Genomic DNA, 20,221 nt, shown 5'->3' on the forward strand with positions numbered 1-20,221 from the left:
GTCCTTACTGCGGGTGGCGGGCGAGCCAGTCCTGCATGAAGGCGATCTCCTTCTCTTGCGCGGCGACGATCTCCTCGGCCAGCTTGCGCACCTCGGGGTCGCTGCCGTGTTCGAGGACGATGCGGGCCATGGCCACGGCACCCTCGTGGTGCGGGATCATGCCCCGGATGAAATCGACATCGGCATCGCCGCTGTAGGGAATGGCCATCGCGCCGTGCATGGCCTCGTTGGCCTCGCGGTAGGCCATGGTCGCCGGGCTGTCGTCGCCCGTCATGCCGTGGGCCGAGTGGTCCATCCCCTGGGCGAAGGCCGGGGCGGCGCCGAGGGCGAGGGCGGCGAGGGTGAGGCGGAGAAGGGTCATGTGCAGGCTCCTGATTGGGATGCCTCCTGATCGGGCCTTCCGGTGGCGGGAAGGCAAGTCACAGCGGCGTGAGAGCCCTGCGACAGGGCAGCGCGGCAGCGCCTTGCTGCGGCCAGACCGCGGCCTTGTTGCACATTCCGCAGGCAGTCTGTGCAGTCACGAGCGGAGCAGATCCGCATTGCCCCTTCACCGAAGCGTCACAAGACCCTATTCTTTAACGATGCACTCCTCTCATACCGGCCCCGCCATGCACTGCCTCTCCACCCGCCGTCCTGTCGTCGGCATCATCGGCAACATGACGCTTCTGAACGAAACCTACCCGGTTCATGCCGGCGGCACGATGAACACCGAAGCCGTGGCGCTCGTCTCGGGCTGCCTGCCGCTGATCATCCCGACCGATCCGAATTTCGTCTCGGTGGCCGAGCTTCTGGAGCTCTGCGACGGCTTCCTGCTGACCGGGGGGCGGCCCAATGTGCACCCGTCGGAATATGGCGAGGACGAAACCCCGGCGCATGGCTCCTTCGAGCGGGCGCGCGATGCGATCACCCTGCCGCTGGTGCGGGCCTGCGTCGAGCGCGGCCAGCCCTTCTTCGGCATCTGCCGCGGCTTTCAGGAGGTGAACGTGGCGATGGGGGGCACGCTCTTCCCCGAGATCCGCGACCTGCCGGGGCGGATGAACCACCGCATGCCGCCCGATGGCACGATCGAGGAAAAATTCGCCCTGCGCCATCCGGTGAAGTTTTCCAGCGGTGGGGTGTTCCATCGGCTGATGGGCGCGGAAGAGGTGATGACCAACACGCTGCACGGGCAGGGGATCAACCGGCCGGGCGGGCGGATCGTCGTCGATGGCACGGCGCCGGATGGCACGCCGGAAGCGATCTACGTGAAGGACGCGCCGGGCTTCACCCTGTCGGTGCAGTGGCACCCGGAATGGAACGCGGCCTCAGACCCGGTGTCGCGACCGCTGTTCTCGGCCTTCGGCGATGCGGTGCGTGACTGGGCGCATGGGGTGGCCCCGGCCCGGCTCAGCGCCTGATCCTGTCTGGAAGGGGATCCGCCAGCGCGTGGGCCCGAAACTGAAACGGCCCGCCAATGAGGCGGGCCGTTCTTTTGTCAGAGCGAGCCGGTGGCCCCGGTGGTGGTGCCCGGCGTGGGCAGCACCGGCGCCGGGGCGGCGGGGGCTTCGGCCTGAGGGGCCGGGGCTGCCGGAGCCGGGGTGACCGGGGCAGGCGTCGCTGCCGGAGGCGTGTCGAGCGCGGTCGGCGGCGTGTCGGCGGCAGGTGTCTCGGCAGCAGGTGTTTCGGCTGCGGGGGCAGGGGCCGCGGCTTCGGGCGTCGCGGCAGCCGGGGCGGTCACGACCGGCGCACCGGCGGCGGCGCCCATCGGCGAGAGCATCGGCAGGTTGCTCAGCCCCGAGGGCACCACGACCTTCTCGACCGGCTCGACGGCGGCGACCACCGCCGGCTTCGGCTTTTTCGGCGCGGGCGGCGGCAGGGTGAGGCCGGTCGGCATCTGGCCGTCGCGGGTCATCACGATCACCTTCGCCCCGTCCGGCACCCGCTCGTAGAGATCCATCACGTCCTGATTGATCATGCGGATGCAGCCCGAGGAGGCATTGCTGCCGATCGACTGCCATTCCGGCGTGCCGTGGATGCGGTAGCCGTAGTCGCGGCCGTTGGTCTCGAGATAGAGCGCGCGGGCGCCGAGCGGGTTGGTCGGCCCGCCGGGCTGGCCCTTTTCCCATTTCGCCAGCTGCGGCTTGCGCTCGATCATCTCCGGCGGGGGGGTCCAGGTCGGCCAGTGGCGGCGGTTGGCGATGATCGCCTCGCCCGACCATTCGAAGCCGGCGGCGCCCACCGAGATGCCATAGCGGATCGCCTGGTTCTTGCCGGTCACCAGATGCAGCAGCCGGGCCTGCGGGTTGATGATCACGGTGCCCGGCGCTTCCTCGGTCGGGAAATAGACCGACTGGCGCTGATACTGCACCGGCACCTTGTCGACCGGCACGGCGGGCACGGTGAAGGTGCCGTCGGCGCGGGCCGCATAGACGTCGGGGATCAGTTGCGGGGCGGGGGGCTTGGCCAGACCCGCTTCGACCATCGCCGGATCGGGCACGCAGGCCCCCAGCATCAGAGCCACCATCGCGGCCGAGGCCAGTTTCATGCCGATGCCTTGCATTCCGTCATTCCTGCCTGCGGGCGGTCTTGGAGCCGCCGGATTGCCTGAATGCGCAGGCTAGACCATCCTCGCGCCATGGTCAAAGCCTGACATCTACGGTTTTGTGCAGGCTTTGGCGAAAACCCTGCGGCAAACGGCCCTTGGGCTGCTGCTTGCCCGGCTCAGGTCACCGCGGCGCGCTGGCGATACTTTGCCCGGTCCCAGAGCCCGCCGGCCATGACCTCGGCGAGGATCTCCACCGCGCGGCTCACCTCCTCCGCGCCGATGTAGAGCGGGGTGAAGCCGAAGCGCAGGATGTCGGGGGCGCGGAAGTCGCCGATCACGCCGCGGGCGATCAGCGCCTGCATGATGGCATAGCCCTCGGGGTGGCGGAAGCTGACCTGCGAGCCACGCTGGTCGTGGGCGCGGGGGGTGGCGAGGGTGAGCATGGGGCAGGCGGCCTCGACGCCCTTGATGAAGAGATCGCCGAGGTCCAGCGATTTTGCCCGCAGATCGGCCATCTCGACACCGTCCCAGACGTCGAGCGCCGCCTCCAGCGCCGCCATCTGGATCACCGGCGGGGTGCCGACGCGCATCCGCTCGATACCGGGCCCGGGGCGGTAGTCGAGATCGAAGGCGAAGGGCGCCGCATGGCCGAGCCAGCCCGAGAGTGCCGGCAGGGCGGCTTCGGCGTGGCGCGGGGCGACATAGATGAAGGCCGGCGCGCCGGGGCCGCCGTTGAGGTACTTGTAGCTGCAGCCCGCGGCGAAGTCGGCGCCGCCCCCGGCCAGATCGACCGGGACGGCCCCGGCCGAATGCGCCAGATCCCAGATCGCCAGCGCCCCCGCCGCATGGGCCTTTGCCGTCAGCCGCGCCATGTCGTGCCGCCGCCCGGTGCGGTAATCCACCTCGGTGATCAGGATCGCCGCCACGCTGTCGTCGATCGCTGCCTCGACCGCTTCGGGGGCGACGGTGCGCAGGCTGTAGCCCTGACCCAGCATCCGGCAGAGCCCGTCGGCCATGTAGAGATCGGAGGGGAAGTTGCCGGTGTCGGACAGGATCACCTTGCGGTCGAGGCGCAGCTGCACTGCCGAGGCCAGCGCCTGAAAGACCTTGATCGACAGCGTGTCGCCCACCACCACCGTGCCCGGCTCGGCGCCCACCAGCCGGCCGATCCGGTCGCCGAGCCGCATCGGCTGGGCCATCCAGCCCGCCTTGTTCCAGCCGGTGATCAGCATCTGGCCCCATTCCGCCGCCACGGTCTCGGCCACCCGGGCCTTGGCGGCGCGCGGCAGCGGCCCCAGCGAGTTGCCGTCGAGGTAGATCACCCCCTCGGGCAGGTCGAACATGGCGCGGGTTGCGGCGAAATCGGTCATCTGTCTCTCCTCCGGGGGGTGCCCCGTCGCGGGATAGCGAGGAAGCCGGGCCGGGTTCAAGCGCGAAGAACGGGCTTTTCCGGCGCGGGGCGGCATGGCATCCCTGCGGGCAGGGGTTTTGGGTGAGGGTGCCAATGAAAGTCTTCGACCTTCCGCCGCTCTGGACGCTGCTGTGCCTCGGGTCGGTGCTGGCGCTGGACCGGATGCTGCCGCTCGATCTCTTCGGCATGGCCGGGCGGGTCGTCGGGGCTGCGGCAGTGCTGGCCGGGCTCGGGCTGATGCTGGCGGCGGTCATGCGGATGCGGGCGGCGGCGACCACGGTGATCCCGCATCGCGCGCCCTCGGCGCTGGTGACGGGCGGCGTGTTCCGCTGGTCGCGCAACCCGATCTATCTGGGCGACGTGCTGGTGGTTCTGGGCATCACGCTCTGGATCGACGCGCCGCTGGGGCTCGTGATGCTGCCGGTGCTGATGGCGGTGCTGACGCGGCGCTTCATCCTGCCGGAGGAGGCGAAGCTGGCCGCGGCCTTCGGTCCGGACTTCGCGGACTGGTGCCTTCGCACGCGCCGCTGGCTCTGATCTTTCGGCAACAGCCCTCCGGGCCGCACTTTGACGCAGCGTCGCTAGCGGCTTGTGATATTTTCTTTCGCGGTGTTTAACAGCACGGCATGTTGATCCGGTGCCGCGCGGCATCGCCAGAGGGGGAGAGACTGTTGAAGATCGGAGCAGCCAAAGAGATTTTCGCGGGCGAGGCGCGGGTCGCCATGACGCCCGACTCGGCCCTGCAACTGCAGAAGCTGGGCCACACCTGTGTCATCGAGACCGAGGCGGGGGCGAAGGCCGGGTTCTCCGACGAGAGCTATTCCGCTGCCGGCGTGACGGTCCTGCCTTCGGCTCAGGCGCTCTATGACGCCGCCGATGTGGTGGTGAAGGTGCGCGGGCCGGAGCCTGCCGAGGCGGAGATGCTGCGCGCGGGCCAGACGCTGATCTCGTTCTTCTGGCCGGCGCAGAATGCCGAGCTTCTGGAGCAGTGCAAGGCCAAGGGCGCCACGGTCATCGCCATGGACATGGTGCCGCGCATCAGCCGGGCGCAGAAGATGGATGCGCTGTCGTCAATGGCCAATATCGCGGGCTACCGCGCGGTGATCGAGGCGGGGGCCAACTTCGGGCGGTTCTTCACCGGACAGGTGACTGCGGCGGGCAAGGTGCCCCCGGCCAAGGTGCTGGTGGTCGGCGCCGGTGTGGCGGGTCTGGCCGCCATCGGCACGGCGACGAGCCTCGGCGCGATCACCTATGCCTTCGACGTGCGGCCCGAAGTGGCCGAGCAGATCGAATCGATGGGCGCGGAATTCGTCTATCTCGACTTCGCCGAGGCGCAGGACGGGGCCGCCACGGGTGGCTATGCCGCGCCGTCCTCCCCCGAGTTCCGCGAGAAGCAGCTGGAGAAGTTCCGCGCGCTGGCGCCGGAGATGGACATCGTCATCACCACGGCGCTGATCCCGGGCCGCCCCGCACCGAAGCTGTGGCTCGCCGACATGGTGTCGCTGATGAAGCCCGGCTCGGTGGTCATCGACCTTGCCGCCGAGCGTGGCGGCAACTGCGACCTGACGGTGCCGGACGAGAAGGTGGTCAGCCCCAATGGCGTGACCGTCGTCGGCTACACCGACTATCCCTCGCGGATGGCGGCGCAATCCTCGACGCTCTACTCGACCAACATCCGCCACATGCTGACCGATCTCACGCCCAAGAAGGACGGGGTGATCGTGCAGAACATGGAGGATGACGTGATCCGCGGCGCGACCGTGACGCATGACGGCGCGATCACCTTCCCGCCGCCGCCGCCGAAGATCGCGGCCATCGCGGCGCAGAAACCCAAGGAGAAGGCCAAGGAGCTGACGCCGGCGGAGAAACGCGCCAAGGAGACTGCCGCCTTCCGCAAGGCGACGGTGAGCCAGGTCACGCTGCTGGCCGTGGGCACGGCGCTCCTGATGCTGGTGGGGATCTATGCCCCCGCGAGCTTCATGTCGCATTTCATCGTCTTCGCGCTGTCCTGCTTCATCGGCTTCCAGGTGATCTGGAACGTCTCGCACAGCCTGCACACGCCGCTGATGGCGGTGACCAATGCCATCTCGGGCATCGTCATCCTCGGCGCTCTGCTGCAGATCGGCTCGGGCAACTGGCTGGTCGTGATCCTTGCGGCAATCTCGGTGCTGATCGCCTCGATCAACATCGTCGGCGGCTTCCTGGTCACGCGCCGGATGCTTGCCATGTTCCAGAAATCCTAAGGAGGCCCCGATGAGCATCGGACTGACATCCGCCGCCTATATCGCCGCGGCCATCCTCTTCATCCTCTCGCTCGGCGGCCTTTCGGGGCAGGAGAGCGCCAAGCGCGCCGTCTGGTACGGCATCGTCGGCATGGCTTTGGCCGTGGCGGCGACGGTCTTCGGGCCGGGCATGGGGCATTACGTCATCATCGCGGTGATGATCCTCGCCGGGTCGGTGGCGGGCTGGTATGTCGCCAAGAAGGTCGAGATGACCGAAATGCCGCAGCTGGTGGCGGCGCTGCACAGCTTCGTCGGCCTTGCCGCGGTGTTCATCGGTCTGAACGCGCAGCTCGAGCTGTCCTCGGTGATGGCGCAGAAGGCGGCCGGGCTCGACATGACCAACCTCGCCGGTTTCGCCGCCGTGCTGGCGCACAAGACCGGGGTGGAGATCTCGATCCTGAAGGTCGAGGTCTTCCTCGGCATCTTCATCGGCGCCGTGACCTTCACCGGCTCGGTGGTGGCCTTCGGCAAGCTGGCGGGCAAGGTCGACGGCAAGCCGAAGAAGCTGCCGGGCGGGCATATGATCAACGCGGCGGCGCTCGTCGCCTCGCTCGTGCTGCTGGTGATCTATTTCAACGGCGCGGGCGTCTGGACGCTGCTCTTGATGACGCTGATCGCGGGCTTCATCGGCTGGCATCTGATCATGGGCATCGGCGGCGCCGACATGCCGGTGGTGGTGTCGATGCTGAACAGCTACTCGGGCTGGGCGGCGGCGGCGATCGGCTTCACGCTGGGCAATGACCTCCTGATCGTCACCGGCGCGCTGGTCGGTTCGTCGGGCGCGATCCTGAGCTACATCATGTGCAAGGCGATGAACCGCTCGTTCATCTCGGTGATCCTCGGCGGCTTCGGCGGCACGACGGGCCCGGCGATGGAGATCGCGGGCGAGCAGATCGCCATCGATGCCGAGGGCGTAGCCGCCGCGCTGAACGATGCGGATTCGGTCATCATCGTGCCGGGCTACGGCATGGCCGTGGCGCAGGCGCAGCAGTCGGTGTCGGAACTGACGCGCAAGCTGCGCGCCAAGGGCAAGACCGTGCGCTTCGCCATCCACCCGGTCGCGGGCCGTCTGCCGGGGCACATGAACGTTCTCCTGGCCGAGGCCAAGGTGCCCTATGACATCGTGATGGAGATGGACGAGATCAACGAGGATTTCCCCTCGACCGACGTCGCCATCGTCATCGGCTCCAACGACATCGTCAATCCGGCGGCGCAGGAAGACCCGAACTCGCCCATCGCCGGGATGCCGGTGCTGGAGGTCTGGAAAGCCAAGCAGGTGTTCGTGTCCAAGCGCGGGCAGGGCACCGGCTATTCCGGCATCGAGAACCCGCTGTTTTACAAGGAGAACACGCGGATGTTCTACGGCGACGCCAAGAAGTCGCTCGACAGCCTGCTGCCGATGATCGACTGACGCCGGCGCTTGATGCCGAAGCAACGCCCCGCCCCTCCGGCGGGGCGTTTGCATTTCGGGTTGCGGCATCGCTGCCAGTATGCCGATGTATTCCCGCGTCCCGCCGCCCGGGGCGGGCAAATCCGCTTTCCGCCCTCCGGTCGCGCCACTACCCTCGGGGCATTGGATCGGAGCCCGAGATGTCCGTCGAAGACCACCCGCTACGCTACCCGCTCGTCAACGAACTCCACGCGCGGCCGTTTCCGGCGCTGGAGGCGCCCTGTCACGCGGTCTATGTCACCTTCAAGGAGCCGGTCGATGCCGCCAACCGCGACCGCGCGGCGGAGCGGGCGCATCTGCTGGAGCTTCTGGACCGCAACGGCACCGCGCATCCGCCGCCCGAGGCGACGCATTTCGCCGGCACCATCGGCCGCGCCGACCTGCGCTGGGAGAGCCATACCGAATTCGTGACCTACACCGCCTATGTCCCCGGTCTGGCCGAGCGGGCCTTCGACCCGGCCAAGGCCGATATCCTGCCCGAGGACTGGCTGGCGCGCACCCCGGGAAAGCGCATGTCCTCTGTGCTGATCCGCATCGAGATGATGCCCGAGGACGACCGCGCGCTGGTGGAGAAGATCGAAGACTGGTTCGTGGCCGAAAGCCTCGCCTGTTCGCGCATCATCGACGGCGCGGCGATCGTGGCGGGGGATTTCCGCATCGACCCGGCCGGGCACATGCGCTTTGCCGTCTTCGTCCGCCCCGGCACCGGGCCGCGGCGGATCGGGCGGATCGTGACGCGGCTCTGCGAGATCGAGACCTACCGCTCGATGTCGATGCTGGGGCTGATGCGGGCCAGGCAGCTGAACAAGCGGCTGAACGCGCTCGATCCGCAGCTTTCGTCGCTGGTGACCGGTCTCGACCAGAGCGCCCAGTCGCCCGAGACCGCGCTGCATGAACTCCTGAAGATCTCGGCCGAGCTCGAAAGCCTCGCCGTGCAGTTCACCTTCCGCTTCGGCGCGACCGGGGCCTATGAGGCCATCGTCAACCAGCGCATCGACGCGCTGCGCGAGGAGCGGATCAGCGGGCGCCAGACCTTCGCCGAATTCATGATGCGCCGCTACGATCCGGCGATGCGCACGGTGAAATCCGCAGACGCGCGCTTGCGCAACATGGCCGAACGGGCGCAGCGCGCCGCGGAACTGTTGCGCACGCGGGTCGATGTCGAACGCTCGGCGCAGAACCAGAAGCTGCTCGAAAGCATGGACCGGCGCGCGGACACGCAGCTGCAGCTGCAACGCACGGTCGAGGGGCTGTCGGTGGTGGCGATCAGCTATTACGCGGTGAATCTCGCGACCTATGTCGCCTATCCCGCGACCGAGCCTCTGGGGATCAGCAAGGGGGTGGCCACGGCCGTTCTGACCCCGCTGGTCATGCTGCTTGTCTGGCTGATGGTGCGGCGCATCCACAGGAAGATGCACTAGGGCCCTCGGTTCTTCCCTTTTTCTATCGAGGACTATCCTCGGGGGGGTGATGAGCGCCCGGAAAATCGTCCGCTGGACGATTTTCAGCGGAGCACGCCCGTCAGGGCCCGGCGGGGAGGGGAAGACCGCCCCTCTCCCGGCGCCTCCCCTTGACCTTGCCGGATGCCCCGGCCACGCTGCGGGCTTCACGAGGAGACCGCCCATGCCCACCATGCTCAGCCCGCGCCAGATCCTCGACCGTCTGGTGGCCTTTCCCACGGTGAGCCGTGACAGCAATCTGGCTCTGGTCGATTGGGTGGAGGAGTATCTCGACGGTTTCGGCATCACCGCCTACCGGGTCTGGAATGCCGAGCGGACCAAGGCCGGGCTCTATGCCCATGTCGGGCCGGAGGTGCCGGGGGGTGTCGTGCTGTCGGGGCACAGCGATGTGGTGCCGGTGGACGGGCAGGCCTGGTCCTCGGACCCCTGGACGGTGACGGAGCGGGAGGGGCGGCTTTACGGGCGCGGCACCTGCGACATGAAGGGGTTCGTGGCGCTGGCGCTGGCGGCGCTGCCGCGGGCGCAGGAGGCGGGGCTCCGCCTGCCGCTGCAGCTGGCGCTGAGCTATGACGAGGAGTTCGGCTGCACCGGCGCCCCGGCGATGATCGCCGAGATGGCGCGGCGTCTGCCGAAGGCCGCCTCGGTCATCGTCGGCGAGCCGTCACGGATGCAGGTGGTGACGGCGCACAAGGGCAGCCCCGCCTTCCGGGTGCTGGTGCGCGGCCATGAGGTGCATTCCTCCCTGCTGCACAAGGGGGTCAATGCGATCATGTCGGGTGCCCGGCTGATCGACTGGGCCAACCGGATGAACGAGCAGAACCGGGCCAAAGAGCCCTCTGCGGTGGCGGGCCTCTTCGATCCGCCCTGGACGACGCTGCATGTCGGCACGATCTCGGGCGGGACCGCCGAGAACATCACCGCCGCCGAATGCCGCTTCGGCTTTTCCTTCCGTGTCGTCCCGGATGAAAGCCCGTCTGACTGGATCGACGCGCTGAAAGCCGAGGCGGCGCGGCTGGAGGCCGAGATGCAGGCGGTGCATCCCGACGCCGGGATTACGATGGAGCCGATCTTCGACGTGCCGCCGCTGAGCCCCGAGACCGATGGCCCTGCCGAGGCTCTGGTGCGGCGCCTGACGGGCGACAATGCCACGCGGGTGGTGAGCTATGGCACCGAGGCCGGGCAGTTTCAGGCCGAAGGCTATTCGGCGGTGGTCTGCGGCCCGGGCGACATCGCGCAGGCGCATCAGCCGGACGAATACCTCGAACTGGCGCAATTCGAGGCGGGCGAGGCTTTCCTCGACCGTCTGATCCAAGACCTTGCCACGAAAGACCCTGCCTGATGCTGCACTTCCCTATCTCGATGGCCGTTCCCGCCCGCTTCACCGCGCCGCTGCCCCCTGCCTGCGATGTGGTGGTGATCGGCGGCGGCGTGGTCGGGGTGATGACCGCGTGGTTTCTGGCCGAGCGCGGCATGCGCGTCACGCTCTGCGAGAAGGGCCGGATCGCGGGCGAGCAGTCGAGCCGCAACTGGGGCTGGATCCGCCAGCAGGGCCGCGATGCCGCGGAACTGCCGATCATGGTGGAGAGCCTGCGGCTGTGGCAGGGGCTGGCACAGCAGTTCGGGGACCGGCTGGGCTTTCACCAGACCGGCGTGCTGTATCTGGCGGGGTCGGAGAGCGCCATCGCGGGCTACGAGGGCTGGCTGCCGCATGCGCAGGCCAACGGGGTGGACAGCCGGCTGCTGAGCGGTCGCGAGGTCGCGGCGAAGCTGGCCGGGTCGGCGGCGGGCTGGCCGGGGGCGCTTTTCACCGCGTCGGATGCGCGGGCGGAGCCCTGGGTCGCGGTGCCGGCGCTGGTCGAGGGGGCCATCGCGCGCGGGGTGACGGTGATCGAGGATTGCGCGGTGCGGGCGCTGGACCTGAAGGCCGGAAAGGTGGCCGGGGTGGTGACGGAACAGGGCCGCATCGCCTGCGATCAGGTGGTGCTGGCGGGAGGCGCGTGGTCCTCGCTCTTTGCCCGGGCGCATGGGGTGGACATTCCGCAGCTGTCGGTGCTGGCTTCGGTGGCGGCGACCGAGCCGATGGCCGAGATCTTTCCCGGCGGGGCGGCGGCCGACGATTTCGCCTTCCGCCGCCGCGAGGATGGCGGCTTGAGCCTTGCGCCCGGCGCCGAGCACGATTTCTTCCTCGGCCCCGACGCGCTGCGCCATGCCACGAAATATCTCAAGGTCTTCCGCAAGGACCGCAAGTCCACCCACTTCCGCGCCGCCGCACCGAAGGGCTATCCCGATGGCTGGACGACGCCGCGGCGCTGGGATGCCGACCGGGCCTCGCCCTTCGAGGCGATCCGGGTGCTGAACCCGCAGCCCAACATGGCGACGATCTCGCGCACGCAGGCGGCCTTCGCCAAGGCTTTCCCCGGGCTCGGGCGGCCGAAGCTGCGGGCGGTCTGGGCCGGGATGATCGACACCATGCCCGATGTCGTGCCGGTGATCGACCGCGCGCCGACCGTGCCGGGGCTGACCATCGCGACGGGGATGAGCGGGCACGGTTTCGGCATCGGTCCCGGCATCGGGCGGGTGGTGGCCGATCTCGTCACCGGCAATGCCGTGGGGCACGACCTCAGCCGCTTCCGCCTGTCGCGTTTCACCGATGGCTCCGAGATCATCCTCGGGCCGTCGCTGTAACCGCCATCCAAGAGACCTTCCGCAGGACAGACCCATGCCGATCAAGAACCGTTTCGCCGAGCTGCTGCCCGAGATCACCGCCTGGCGGCACGATTTCCATGCCCATCCGGAGCTCCTTTACGAGGTGCAGCGCACGGCGGGGAAGGTGGCCGGACTGCTGCGCGACTTCGGCTGCGACGAGGTGGTGGAGGGGATCGGGCGCACCGGCGTCGTGGGCGTGATCCGCGGGCGCGGGCCGGGGCGGGTGATCGGGCTCAGGGCCGACATGGACGCGCTGCCGATCCACGAGCAGAGCGGGGTGGCCTATGCCTCCACCGTGCCGGGGCGGATGCACGCCTGCGGTCATGACGGGCATACGGCGATGCTGCTCGGAGCCGCGAAATATCTGGCCGAGACGCGCGGCTTCGAGGGGACGGCGGTGGTGATCTTCCAGCCGGCCGAGGAGGGCGGCGGCGGCGGGCGGGCGATGGTCGAGGACGGGCTTCTCGACCGTTTCGGCATCGAGGAGGTCTACGGCATGCACAACATGCCGGGCATCCCGCTCGGCAGCTTCGCGATCCGGCCCGGGGCGATCATGGCGGCGGCGGACCAGTTCGACATCACGGTGACGGGGAAGGGCGGTCACGCCGCCAAGCCGCAGGACTGCATCGACCCGGTGGTTGTCTCTGCGCAGATCGTGCTGGCCTTGCAGACCATCGCCTCACGCGGGGTGGACCCGCTGGCGCAGGTGGTGGTCTCGGTCTGCACCGTCTCGACCGACAGCACGGCGCATAACGTGATCCCGCAGGTGGTGAAGATGCGCGGCACGGCGCGCAGCATGGACCCCGCCGTGCAGGAGTACGTCGAGCGGCGGGTGGGCGAGATCGTCACCGGCACGGCCGCCGCTCTGGGCGCGCGAGCCGAGGTGGTCTATCGCCGCGGCTATCCGGTGACGGTGAATGCGGTGGAGAACACGCGCTTTGCCGCCGAGGTCGCGGCGGGCATCGCGGGGGGTGTGGAGACCGACACGGCGCCGATGATGGGGGCCGAGGATTTCTCCTTCATGCTGAACGAGCGGCCGGGGGCCTATATCTTCCTCGGCAATGGCGACACGGCGATGGTGCATCACCCGGCCTATGTCTTCGACGACAGCGCCATCCCCCTTGGCGCGAGCTGGTATGCCGGAATGGTGGAAGCGCGGGGGAGAGCCTGAGGCTCAGCCCCCGGTGTGGCTCATGTGGCGGGTCATCTGGCCGGCCACGTTCTGCCGCGAGTAGTCGAAGTCATGGCCCTTGGGCTTGCGGGCGATGGCATTGCGGATCGACTGTTTCAAGAGCGCGTCGTCGGTCGAGGCACGCAGCGGCGCGCGCAGGTCGGCCACATCCTCCTGCCCGAGACACATGAAAAGCTCGCCGGTGCAGGTCAGCCGGACGCGGTTGCAGCTTTCGCAGAAATTATGCGTCAGCGGCGTGATGAAGCCGATCCGCTGCCCGGTCTCGGCAAGACGCACATAGCGGGCGGGGCCGCCGGTGCGGTCGGCCAGATCGATCAGGGTGAAGCGCTCGGCCAGACGGGCGCGCAGGTCCTTCAGCGACCAATACTGGTCGAGCCGGTGCTCCTCGCCCATGTCGCCCATCGGCATGACCTCGATGAAGGTCAGGTCGTGGCCGTCGCGGGCGCACCACGCGGCGAGGTCGAAGAGCTCGTCCTCGTTGAAGCCCTTCAGCGCCACCACGTTGATCTTGACCTTGAGCCCCGCCTCCTTGGCCGCCGCGATGCCGTCCAGCACCTGCGCCAGCCGGCCCCAGCGGGTGACCTCGGCGAACTTGGCGGCATCGAGCGTGTCGAGCGAGACGTTGATCCGCTTGACGCCGCAATCGGCGAGCTCCTGCGCATATTTGCGCAGCTGCGAGCCGTTGGTGGTCAGCGTCAGCTCCTTGAGTGCGCCGCTCTCCAGATGGCGCGACATGGCGCGGAAGAAGGTCATGATGCCGCGCCGGACCAGCGGCTCGCCGCCGGTGATGCGCAGCTTTTCCACGCCCATGCCGACAAAGGCGGTGCAGAGCCGGTCAAGCTCCTCCAGCGTCAGGAGCTCCGCCTTCGGCAGGAAGGTCATGTTTTCCGACATGCAGTAGAGGCAGCGGAAATCGCAGCGGTCGGTGACCGAGACGCGCAGGTAGGAAATAGCGCGGGCGAAGGGGTCGATGAGCGGAGCATCCATGTCGTCCAACCTAGGGCTGCGACATGCTGTCCACAAGGGCGATCGCGGCGGGTTGACGACGGGGCGGGGGCGACTATCGTCCTAGGGATGAAGCAGAACCCCCTCCTGATCGCCCTCGTCGCCCTGCCGCTCCTGGCCGGTTGCGACCAGCTGATGCAACGCACCGGCATGCAGGACGCGCCCGCGACCACCGCGCCGCCCCCCCGGCCCGCCGCCGTGCCCCCCGCCGCCGCCAGCAGCGCCGCGGCAATGGACACCACGACGCCCGAAGAGCGCGCCGCCGCCCTGGCGCCGCCCGCCGCAGGGGCTGCCGCGCTGGGCGAGGTGGTGGTGGCACTGGGCCCGCCCGCCGAGCCCGGCTTCTGGCTGCGCTCGTCCCTGGTCAGCGCCGAGCAGCCGGGGCGGGTGGAGACGGCGGGCGGGCAATCGGCCAATGTGACGCTGCTGCCGGGCAGCGGCGCGGCCTCGCTGTCGCTGTCCGCCTTCCGTGCGCTGGGGCTGTCGCTGACCGACCTGCCGCAGGTGACGGTCTACGGCGGCTGAGGGCGGAAGCCGGGGGGCGGGGCTGTCTGCCCCTCCCCCCGAGCCGCTGAAAATCGTCCACAGGACGATTTTCCGGGCGCTTATCACCCCCCAACCCCGAGGATATTTAAGGACAGAAAATGGGGGGAGAGGGCGCGTCGTCCTCTGGTGGCAGATATTGCGCGGCCTCTTTGCGCGCGAAGCTGCGCATGTAGGGGCCGTGCTCGTTGAGGAAGGCGCGGGTGCGGGCGGGGTCGTGTTTCGAGAGGTCGCGCAGCCACCAGGCGACGGCTTTCTGGATGAACCAGTCGCGGTCGCCGAGATAGGAGGCGGCCCAGCCCAGCACCCGTTCGCGCGCCTCGATCTCGGCGGGCTTGGGGTTGTTGAGCTTGGCGAAGGGCAGGGTCGCGACCAGGGCGGCGCGGCGGGCCCACATCAGCTCGGAGGTCGTCCAGGCTTCGACATCGTCGAGCCGCGAGGGGTCGGCGATGATGCGCTTCTGCGCGGCGATGCAGACATGGTCGGCAATGGCCCAGGCGTCGAACTCCGGCACCCAGGAACAGATCAGCGCCCAGGCCTCCTCGTCGGAGGGGCGGATGCGGGCCTGGGTCAGCAGTTTTGCCGCCGCGATCCGGCCTTCGTGGATGTCGCTGGCCCAGAGATCGGCGGCCAGCGACAGGCGCTCCTCGAGCGAGAGCTCGGTGCGCCAGTGCTTCACCAGGAGATCGATCTCGGGGTTCGACGTGCCGAGATAGACCCGGTCTGCCTTGTGATAGGCACGCATCTCAAGGGCCTTGCCGGAGACGGCATGGGCGCGGATCTGGTCGAGGTGGGCATCGAGCATGGCGGGCCTCCCGGCTGTTGCGGGCGGGTTACTCCACGGTCACCGATTTCGCAAGGTTGCGCGGCTGGTCGACGTCGGTGCCCTTGGCGATGGCGGTGTGATAGGCCAGAAGCTGCGCCGGCAGGGCGTAGAGGATCGGGGCCAGCACATCGGGCACCTGCGGCATGGTCAGCGTGCGCCAGCAGCCGGCGCCGGCCTCGGCCACACCCTGCGCGTCGGAGATGAGGAGGACGCGGCCGTGGCGGGCCATGACCTCCTGCATGTTCGACACGGTCTTGTCGAAGAGCACGTCGCGCGGCGCCATGACGATCACCGGCACGCGGGCGTCGATCAGCGCGATTGGGCCGTGCTTCAGTTCGCCCGATGCGTAACCTTCGGCGTGGATGTAGCTGATTTCCTTTAGCTTCAGTGCACCTTCGAGGGCCAGCGGGAACATGGCGCCGCGGCCGAGGAAGAGGATGTCCTGCGCCTCGGCCAGTTCCTCGGCGATCTCGGGGTAGTCGCCGCCGCTGAGTGCGTGGTTCATCAGGCCGGGCAGGCTCGCGAGATCGGCGAGGTGTTTCGCCAGACCTTCGGCGTCGAGCCGGCCGCGATCCACCGACGCCTTCAGCGCGAGAAGGGCGAGCACTGTCAGCTGGCAGGTGAAGGCTTTGGTGGAGGCCACGCCCACCTCGACCCCGGCGAGGATCGGCAGGGCCAGATCGGATTCGCGGGCGATGGAGGAGGTGGGGACGTTGACCACCGAGACGATCTTGGCCACCTTCTCCTTGGCATAGCGCAGGGCGGCCAGCGTGTCGGCGGTCTCGCCCGACTGGCTGACGAAGAGCGCCCAGGAAGTCGGGGACAGCGGCGGTTCGCGGTAGCGGAATTCCGAGGCGATATCGACCTCGACCGGCAGGCCCGCGAGCTGCTCGAACCAGTATTTCGCCACATGGCAGGCATAGGAGGCGGTGCCGCAGGCGACCATGGTCAGCCGGTCGACGCCGGTGAAATCGACCGGCAGGTTGAGGTGCTGATCCTGCACGTAATGGCGCAGCGCATCGGCCAAGACCACCGGCTGCTCGGCGATCTCCTTGGCCATGAAATGCTTGTAGCCGGCCTTCTCGATCCGCGTGGCCGACAGCTGGATGCGGGTCATGGCGCGGTTCACCCGGCGGCCCTCGGCGTCGAAGATCTCGGCCCCGGCGCGGGTGATGACGGCGCGGTCGCCTTCTTCGAGATAGGTGATCTCGTCGGTCATGGGGGCAAGCGCGATGGCGTCGGAGCCGACGAACATCTCGCCCTTGCCGTGGCCGATGGCCAGCGGCGAGCCCTTGCGGGCGGCGATCATCAGGTCGTCCTCGCCGTCGAAGAGGAAACAGAGCGCGAAGGCGCCGTGCAGCCGGGCGATGGTGGCGGTGGCGGCCTCGACCGCGTTCATGCCCCTGGACATGTGCAGCTGGGTGAGGAGGGCGACGGTCTCGGTGTCGGTCTGGCTCTCGGCGGCGAAGCCCGCCTCGGACAGCTCGGCGCGCAACTCGCGGAAGTTCTCGATGATGCCGTTATGCACCACGGCGACGGGGCCGGCCTTGTGCGGATGGGCGTTGACCACCGTGGCCGCGCCATGCGTGGCCCAGCGGGTGTGGCCGATGCCGGCCTTGCCGGCCAAGGGCTCGTGCACCAGCAGATCCGACAGGTTCACCAGCTTGCCCACCGCGCGGCGGCGGTCGAGCGTGCCGTGGTTCACTGTGGCGATGCCGGCGCTGTCATAGCCGCGGTATTCCAGCCGCTTCAGAGCCTCGACCAGAAGCGGGGCCACCTCGTGATCGCCGAGAACGCCTACGATGCCGCACATGTCACTTGCCCTTTCTGGCGGCCTTGGCCGCGCGGTAGACGTCCATCAGTTTCGTGGCAAAGCCCGGCTTGTTCACCTGCCGCGCCCGTCCCAGCGCCAGCGCCTCGGCCGGCACATCCTCGGTGATGACCGAACCGGAGCCGGTCATCGCCCCGGCGCCGATCTTCACCGGGGCCACAAGCATGGTGTCGGAGCCGATGAAGACCCGGGCGCCGATCTCGGTGCGGTGCTTCGACACGCCGTCGTAGTTGCAGGTGATGGTGCCCGCGCCGATGTTGGTCGCCTCGCCGACATGGGCGTCGCCGAGATAGGTGAGGTGGCCGACCTTCACGCCCTCGTCGAGCACGGAGTTCTTGATCTCGACGAAGTTGCCGACATGCACATCCTCGGCCAGTTCGGCGCCGGGGCGCAGCCGGGCAAAGGGGCCGACGGTGGCGCCGCGGCTGACATGGCAACCCTCCAGATGGCAGAAGGCCTTGATCTCGGCGCCGGATTCGACGGTGACGCCGGGCCCGAAGACCACGTTCGGCGCGATCACCGCGTCGCGGCCGATATGGGTGTCGAGCGCGAAGAACACCGTCTCGGGCGCGGTCAGGGTCACACCGTCCTCCAGCGCTTCGGCGCGGGCGCGTTTCTGGAATTCCGCTTCGGCTTCCGCGAGTTGCGCGCGGGTGTTGATGCCCAGCGTCTCGGATTCGTCGCAGATCACCACGCCTGCCGAATGGCCTTGAGCGCGGGCCAGCTCGACGATGTCGGTCAGGTAGTATTCGCCGCTGGCATTCTTGTTGTCCACGGCGGCGACCAGATCGAAGAGAAGCTTCGCCTCGGCGCAGATCACGCCGGAATTGCAGAGGCTTATCGCCAGAACCTCATCCGTCGCATCCTTGAATTCGACGATCTTCTCCAGCGTGTCGCCCGAGGTCACCAGCCGCCCGTAGCGCCCGGGATCGCGGGCGTGGAAGCCCAGCACCACCACCGCATGCCGCGAGCGGGCGGCAAGCATCGCCTCCAGCGTCTCGGTGCGCACGAAGGGGGTGTCGCCATAGAGCACCACGGCCTCGCCCGGCACGCCGGCCAGCAGCGGCGCGGCCTGGGCCACGGCATGGGCGGTGCCCAGCTGTTCGGCCTGCACCACCACATCCACCGTCTCGTCGAAGGCGCGGGCGGCCCTGGTCACGGCCTCGGCGCCATGGCCCGCCACCACGACGATGCGGGCGGGGTCCAGCGCCTGGCCCGCGCGCATGGCATGATGCAGCAGGGGCGCGGCACCGAGAGGATGCAGCACTTTCGGCAGGTCGGAGTTCATCCGCGTGCCTTGCCCGGCGGCGAGCACGATCAGAGAAACGGAGGGGGATGCCATGGAGCCTCTTTCCTTTGCGGTCGGCCCGTTTTACCTCGGTTCCGCCGCACCGCAAGGGTGGCGGCCATCACTCTGTCTTACGGCCTGTTTCAGGAGAGCCCATGCGCACCGTTGTTTTCGACCTCGACGGCACGCTTGCCGATACCAGCGCCGACCTGATCGCCTCGGCCAATGCCTGTTTCCGGGCGCTCGGCCATGGCGACCTGCTCGACCCGCTGGAAGATGCGCTGACCGCCTTTCACGGCGGGCGGGCGATGCTGCGGCTCGGGTTCGAGCGGCTGGGGCAGGGCTGGTCGGAGGCGGAGGTGGACATCCAGTATCCGCTCCTGCTGGAGAACTACCGCTGCGCGATCGACGTGCATACCCAGCTCTATCCCGGTGCGCGCGAGGCGGTTCAGGCGCTGCGCGACGCGGGCTTTGCCACGGCGATCTGCACCAACAAGCCCGAGGCTCTGGCCGAGACGCTGTTGGGGCTGTTGGAGATCCGCCACCTCTTCGACGCGATGATCGGCGCCGACACGCTGCCGACCCGCAAGCCCGATGCCGCGCCCTATGTGGCGGCGGTGGAGCAGGCGGGGGGCACGGTGGCGCGCTCGATGCTGATCGGCGATACCGAGACCGACCGCAAGACTGGGATCTCGGCCGGGGTGCCGGTGGCGCTGGTGACCTTCGGGCCGGAGGGGCGCGGGGTGGAGCGGCTCTCGCCCGAGGCGCTGCTCGATCATTTCGACCATCTGCCGGCGCTGGCCGCGCGGCTGCTGCCCTGATGCCGGCGCTGGTGCCCGAGCTCGCGGTGAGCGACTGCGCCGCGAGCCTGCGCTTCTACCGCGATCTGCTGGGCTTCTCGGTGCGCTATGCGCGGCCCGAGGAGGGTTTTGCCTATCTGGAGCGGGAAGGCGCGGAGCTGATGCTCGACCAGATCGGGCTGGGGCGCACGTTCGACGGCGGGCATGGCCCCGAGGTGCAGCCCTTCGGCAGGGGGCTGAACCTGCAGATCGCGGTCAGCGCGGTGGCGCCGCTGCTGCAGGCTTTGGAGGGCGCGGGGATCGCCCTCCTCCTGCCGCTCGAGGAGCGCTGGTATCGGCGCGGCGCCGAGGAGGTCGGCAACCGCCAGTTCATCGTCGCCGACCCCGACGGCTACCTGCTGCGCTTCGCCGAGGATCTCGGCGCGCGGCCGGTCACGGGCGATAGAGCGGCACCGTAGAGATCGACATCTTGGCCGAGCCCTCGGTCAGTTCGCGGGCATGGACCAGATAGATCAGCGTCTGGTTCGGCTCGTCGAAGACCCGCGTCACCACCAGCGATTTCAGCACCAGCGAGCGGCCCTCGGAAAAGATCTCCTCGCCGTCGCTGCTGCGGTCGATGTCGCCCAGCGTGATCGGCCCGGTCTGGCGGCAGGCGATGGAGGCGTTCGAGGGGTCCTCGAACCAGTTGCCCTGCCGGAAACGGTCGATCAGCGAGCGGTCGAAATAGGCGATGTGGCAGGTGACGCCCTCGACCCCCGGGTCGGGGATCGCGTCGATCAGGATGTCGTTGCCGACCCAGTCGACGCCGACCTTGCCCACCACCTCGGCCACCGCCGGGCCCCCAACTGCCGAGCCCGCCATCGCCGCCGCCAGAACCGCCGCCCTCAACACCCACCGCATGCC

General features: G+C 68.8%; 19 protein-coding genes. 11 read left to right on the forward strand and 8 right to left on the reverse strand.

The genetic code is table 11. The features are described 5' to 3' along the window. Positions 1-4: 4 nt before the first annotated feature. A complete protein-coding gene (gene copM, locus AC3A5Z_RS06215) occupies positions 5-361 on the reverse strand; it encodes a CopM family metallochaperone (RefSeq protein ID WP_487518475.1) in 357 nt (118 codons plus the stop codon). 220 nt (positions 362-581) lie between these two features. Between copM and AC3A5Z_RS06220 the strand changes: the two genes are divergently transcribed. Next, complete coding sequence (locus AC3A5Z_RS06220) at positions 582-1,397, forward strand: gamma-glutamyl-gamma-aminobutyrate hydrolase family protein (RefSeq protein WP_487518476.1); 816 nt, start codon at positions 582-584, stop codon at positions 1,395-1,397. Between the two features lie 77 nt (positions 1,398-1,474). On the opposite strand, the gene AC3A5Z_RS06225 is transcribed toward AC3A5Z_RS06220, so the two are convergent. Together AC3A5Z_RS06225 and kynU are read right to left on the reverse strand one after the other, a co-directional pair. Beyond that, positions 1,475-2,539, reverse strand: a complete 1,065-nt coding sequence (locus tag AC3A5Z_RS06225) for a L,D-transpeptidase (RefSeq protein WP_487518477.1) — start codon at positions 2,537-2,539, stop codon at positions 1,475-1,477. A gap of 161 nt (positions 2,540-2,700) precedes the next feature. Then, complete coding sequence (kynU, locus tag AC3A5Z_RS06230; protein ID WP_487518478.1) at positions 2,701-3,894, reverse strand: kynureninase; 1,194 nt, start codon at positions 3,892-3,894, stop codon at positions 2,701-2,703. A 134-nt stretch (positions 3,895-4,028) separates the two neighbouring features. Here kynU and AC3A5Z_RS06235 point away from each other — a divergent pair, with 134 nt between their 5' ends. From AC3A5Z_RS06235 to AC3A5Z_RS06265, 7 genes are all read left to right on the forward strand, one after another. Continuing rightward, entirely contained in the window at positions 4,029-4,472 is a 444-nt protein-coding gene (locus tag AC3A5Z_RS06235) for a methyltransferase family protein (protein WP_487518479.1), read from the forward strand. A gap of 134 nt (positions 4,473-4,606) precedes the next feature. Continuing rightward, the gene (locus AC3A5Z_RS06240) at positions 4,607-6,178 is read left to right on the forward strand and encodes a Re/Si-specific NAD(P)(+) transhydrogenase subunit alpha (protein ID WP_487518480.1); all 1,572 of its coding nucleotides are present in this window, start codon (positions 4,607-4,609) and stop codon (positions 6,176-6,178) included. Positions 6,179-6,188: 10 nt separating this feature from the next. Further along, a complete protein-coding gene (locus tag AC3A5Z_RS06245; protein WP_487518481.1) occupies positions 6,189-7,628 on the forward strand; it encodes an NAD(P)(+) transhydrogenase (Re/Si-specific) subunit beta in 1,440 nt (479 codons plus the stop codon). A 179-nt stretch (positions 7,629-7,807) separates the two neighbouring features. Next, positions 7,808-9,088, forward strand: a complete 1,281-nt coding sequence (locus tag AC3A5Z_RS06250; RefSeq protein ID WP_487518482.1) for a DUF3422 family protein — start codon at positions 7,808-7,810, stop codon at positions 9,086-9,088. A gap of 202 nt (positions 9,089-9,290) precedes the next feature. After that, positions 9,291-10,466, forward strand: a complete 1,176-nt coding sequence (gene argE / locus AC3A5Z_RS06255) for an acetylornithine deacetylase (protein WP_487518483.1) — start codon at positions 9,291-9,293, stop codon at positions 10,464-10,466. Then, positions 10,466-11,812, forward strand: coding sequence for an NAD(P)/FAD-dependent oxidoreductase (locus AC3A5Z_RS06260; protein ID WP_487518484.1), 1,347 nt, complete (start codon positions 10,466-10,468; stop codon positions 11,810-11,812). The genes argE and AC3A5Z_RS06260 overlap by 1 nt, the downstream gene beginning before the upstream one ends. A gap of 34 nt (positions 11,813-11,846) precedes the next feature. Then, on the forward strand, positions 11,847-13,004 hold the full coding sequence (locus AC3A5Z_RS06265) for a M20 aminoacylase family protein (RefSeq protein ID WP_487518485.1): 1,158 nt from the start codon (positions 11,847-11,849) through the stop codon (positions 13,002-13,004). Positions 13,005-13,007: 3 nt separating this feature from the next. On the opposite strand, the gene moaA is transcribed toward AC3A5Z_RS06265, so the two are convergent. Continuing rightward, the gene (moaA, locus tag AC3A5Z_RS06270) at positions 13,008-14,012 is read right to left on the reverse strand and encodes a GTP 3',8-cyclase MoaA (protein WP_487518486.1); all 1,005 of its coding nucleotides are present in this window, start codon (positions 14,010-14,012) and stop codon (positions 13,008-13,010) included. A gap of 87 nt (positions 14,013-14,099) precedes the next feature. Here moaA and AC3A5Z_RS06275 point away from each other — a divergent pair, with 87 nt between their 5' ends. Next, the gene (locus AC3A5Z_RS06275) at positions 14,100-14,555 is read left to right on the forward strand and encodes a hypothetical protein (protein ID WP_487518487.1); all 456 of its coding nucleotides are present in this window, start codon (positions 14,100-14,102) and stop codon (positions 14,553-14,555) included. A gap of 106 nt (positions 14,556-14,661) precedes the next feature. Here AC3A5Z_RS06275 and AC3A5Z_RS06280 read toward each other — a convergent pair whose 3' ends face one another. From AC3A5Z_RS06280 to glmU, 3 genes are read right to left on the reverse strand one after another with little or no spacing between them, the layout of a single operon-like run. Beyond that, entirely contained in the window at positions 14,662-15,378 is a 717-nt protein-coding gene (locus tag AC3A5Z_RS06280) for a DNA alkylation repair protein (protein WP_487518488.1), read from the reverse strand. Positions 15,379-15,406: 28 nt separating this feature from the next. Continuing rightward, positions 15,407-17,212: a glutamine--fructose-6-phosphate transaminase (isomerizing) gene (gene glmS / locus AC3A5Z_RS06285; RefSeq protein WP_487518489.1), complete on the reverse strand. Its 1,806-nt coding sequence runs from the start codon at positions 17,210-17,212 to the stop codon at positions 15,407-15,409. A 1-nt stretch (position 17,213) separates the two neighbouring features. Continuing rightward, positions 17,214-18,572: a bifunctional UDP-N-acetylglucosamine diphosphorylase/glucosamine-1-phosphate N-acetyltransferase GlmU gene (glmU, locus tag AC3A5Z_RS06290; protein WP_487518490.1), complete on the reverse strand. Its 1,359-nt coding sequence runs from the start codon at positions 18,570-18,572 to the stop codon at positions 17,214-17,216. Positions 18,573-18,673: 101 nt separating this feature from the next. On the opposite strand from glmU, the gene AC3A5Z_RS06295 reads away from it, so the two are divergent. Both AC3A5Z_RS06295 and AC3A5Z_RS06300 read left to right on the forward strand, forming a co-directional pair. Continuing rightward, positions 18,674-19,339, forward strand: a complete 666-nt coding sequence (locus AC3A5Z_RS06295; RefSeq protein WP_487518491.1) for an HAD family hydrolase — start codon at positions 18,674-18,676, stop codon at positions 19,337-19,339. Next, a complete protein-coding gene (locus AC3A5Z_RS06300; RefSeq protein WP_487518492.1) occupies positions 19,339-19,776 on the forward strand; it encodes a bleomycin resistance protein in 438 nt (145 codons plus the stop codon). The genes AC3A5Z_RS06295 and AC3A5Z_RS06300 overlap by 1 nt, the downstream gene beginning before the upstream one ends. On the opposite strand, the gene AC3A5Z_RS06305 is transcribed toward AC3A5Z_RS06300, so the two are convergent. After that, a complete protein-coding gene (locus tag AC3A5Z_RS06305; protein ID WP_487518650.1) occupies positions 19,751-20,179 on the reverse strand; it encodes a CreA family protein in 429 nt (142 codons plus the stop codon). The genes AC3A5Z_RS06300 and AC3A5Z_RS06305 overlap by 26 nt on opposite strands. Positions 20,180-20,221 lie beyond the last annotated feature (42 nt).

The organism is Cereibacter sp. Soil_C_27, from assembly GCF_057657095.1.

Coding starts and splice junctions, on each gene's coding strand:
- copM (WP_487518475.1), bottom strand. CDS start 361: ATGACCCTTCTCCGCCTCACCCTCGCCGCCCTCGCCCTCGGCGCCGCC.
- AC3A5Z_RS06220 (WP_487518476.1), top strand. CDS start 582: ATGCACTCCTCTCATACCGGCCCCGCCATGCACTGCCTCTCCACCCGC.
- AC3A5Z_RS06225 (WP_487518477.1), bottom strand. CDS start 2,539: ATGCAAGGCATCGGCATGAAACTGGCCTCGGCCGCGATGGTGGCTCTG.
- kynU (WP_487518478.1), bottom strand. CDS start 3,894: ATGACCGATTTCGCCGCAACCCGCGCCATGTTCGACCTGCCCGAGGGG.
- AC3A5Z_RS06235 (WP_487518479.1), top strand. CDS start 4,029: ATGAAAGTCTTCGACCTTCCGCCGCTCTGGACGCTGCTGTGCCTCGGG.
- AC3A5Z_RS06245 (WP_487518481.1), top strand. CDS start 6,189: ATGAGCATCGGACTGACATCCGCCGCCTATATCGCCGCGGCCATCCTC.
- AC3A5Z_RS06250 (WP_487518482.1), top strand. CDS start 7,808: ATGTCCGTCGAAGACCACCCGCTACGCTACCCGCTCGTCAACGAACTC.
- argE (WP_487518483.1), top strand. CDS start 9,291: ATGCCCACCATGCTCAGCCCGCGCCAGATCCTCGACCGTCTGGTGGCC.
- AC3A5Z_RS06260 (WP_487518484.1), top strand. CDS start 10,466: ATGCTGCACTTCCCTATCTCGATGGCCGTTCCCGCCCGCTTCACCGCG.
- AC3A5Z_RS06265 (WP_487518485.1), top strand. CDS start 11,847: ATGCCGATCAAGAACCGTTTCGCCGAGCTGCTGCCCGAGATCACCGCC.
- moaA (WP_487518486.1), bottom strand. CDS start 14,012: ATGGATGCTCCGCTCATCGACCCCTTCGCCCGCGCTATTTCCTACCTG.
- AC3A5Z_RS06275 (WP_487518487.1), top strand. CDS start 14,100: ATGAAGCAGAACCCCCTCCTGATCGCCCTCGTCGCCCTGCCGCTCCTG.
- AC3A5Z_RS06280 (WP_487518488.1), bottom strand. CDS start 15,378: ATGCTCGATGCCCACCTCGACCAGATCCGCGCCCATGCCGTCTCCGGC.
- glmS (WP_487518489.1), bottom strand. CDS start 17,212: ATGTGCGGCATCGTAGGCGTTCTCGGCGATCACGAGGTGGCCCCGCTT.
- glmU (WP_487518490.1), bottom strand. CDS start 18,572: ATGGCATCCCCCTCCGTTTCTCTGATCGTGCTCGCCGCCGGGCAAGGC.
- AC3A5Z_RS06295 (WP_487518491.1), top strand. CDS start 18,674: ATGCGCACCGTTGTTTTCGACCTCGACGGCACGCTTGCCGATACCAGC.
- AC3A5Z_RS06300 (WP_487518492.1), top strand. CDS start 19,339: ATGCCGGCGCTGGTGCCCGAGCTCGCGGTGAGCGACTGCGCCGCGAGC.
- AC3A5Z_RS06305 (WP_487518650.1), bottom strand. CDS start 20,179: ATGGCGGGCTCGGCAGTTGGGGGCCCGGCGGTGGCCGAGGTGGTGGGC.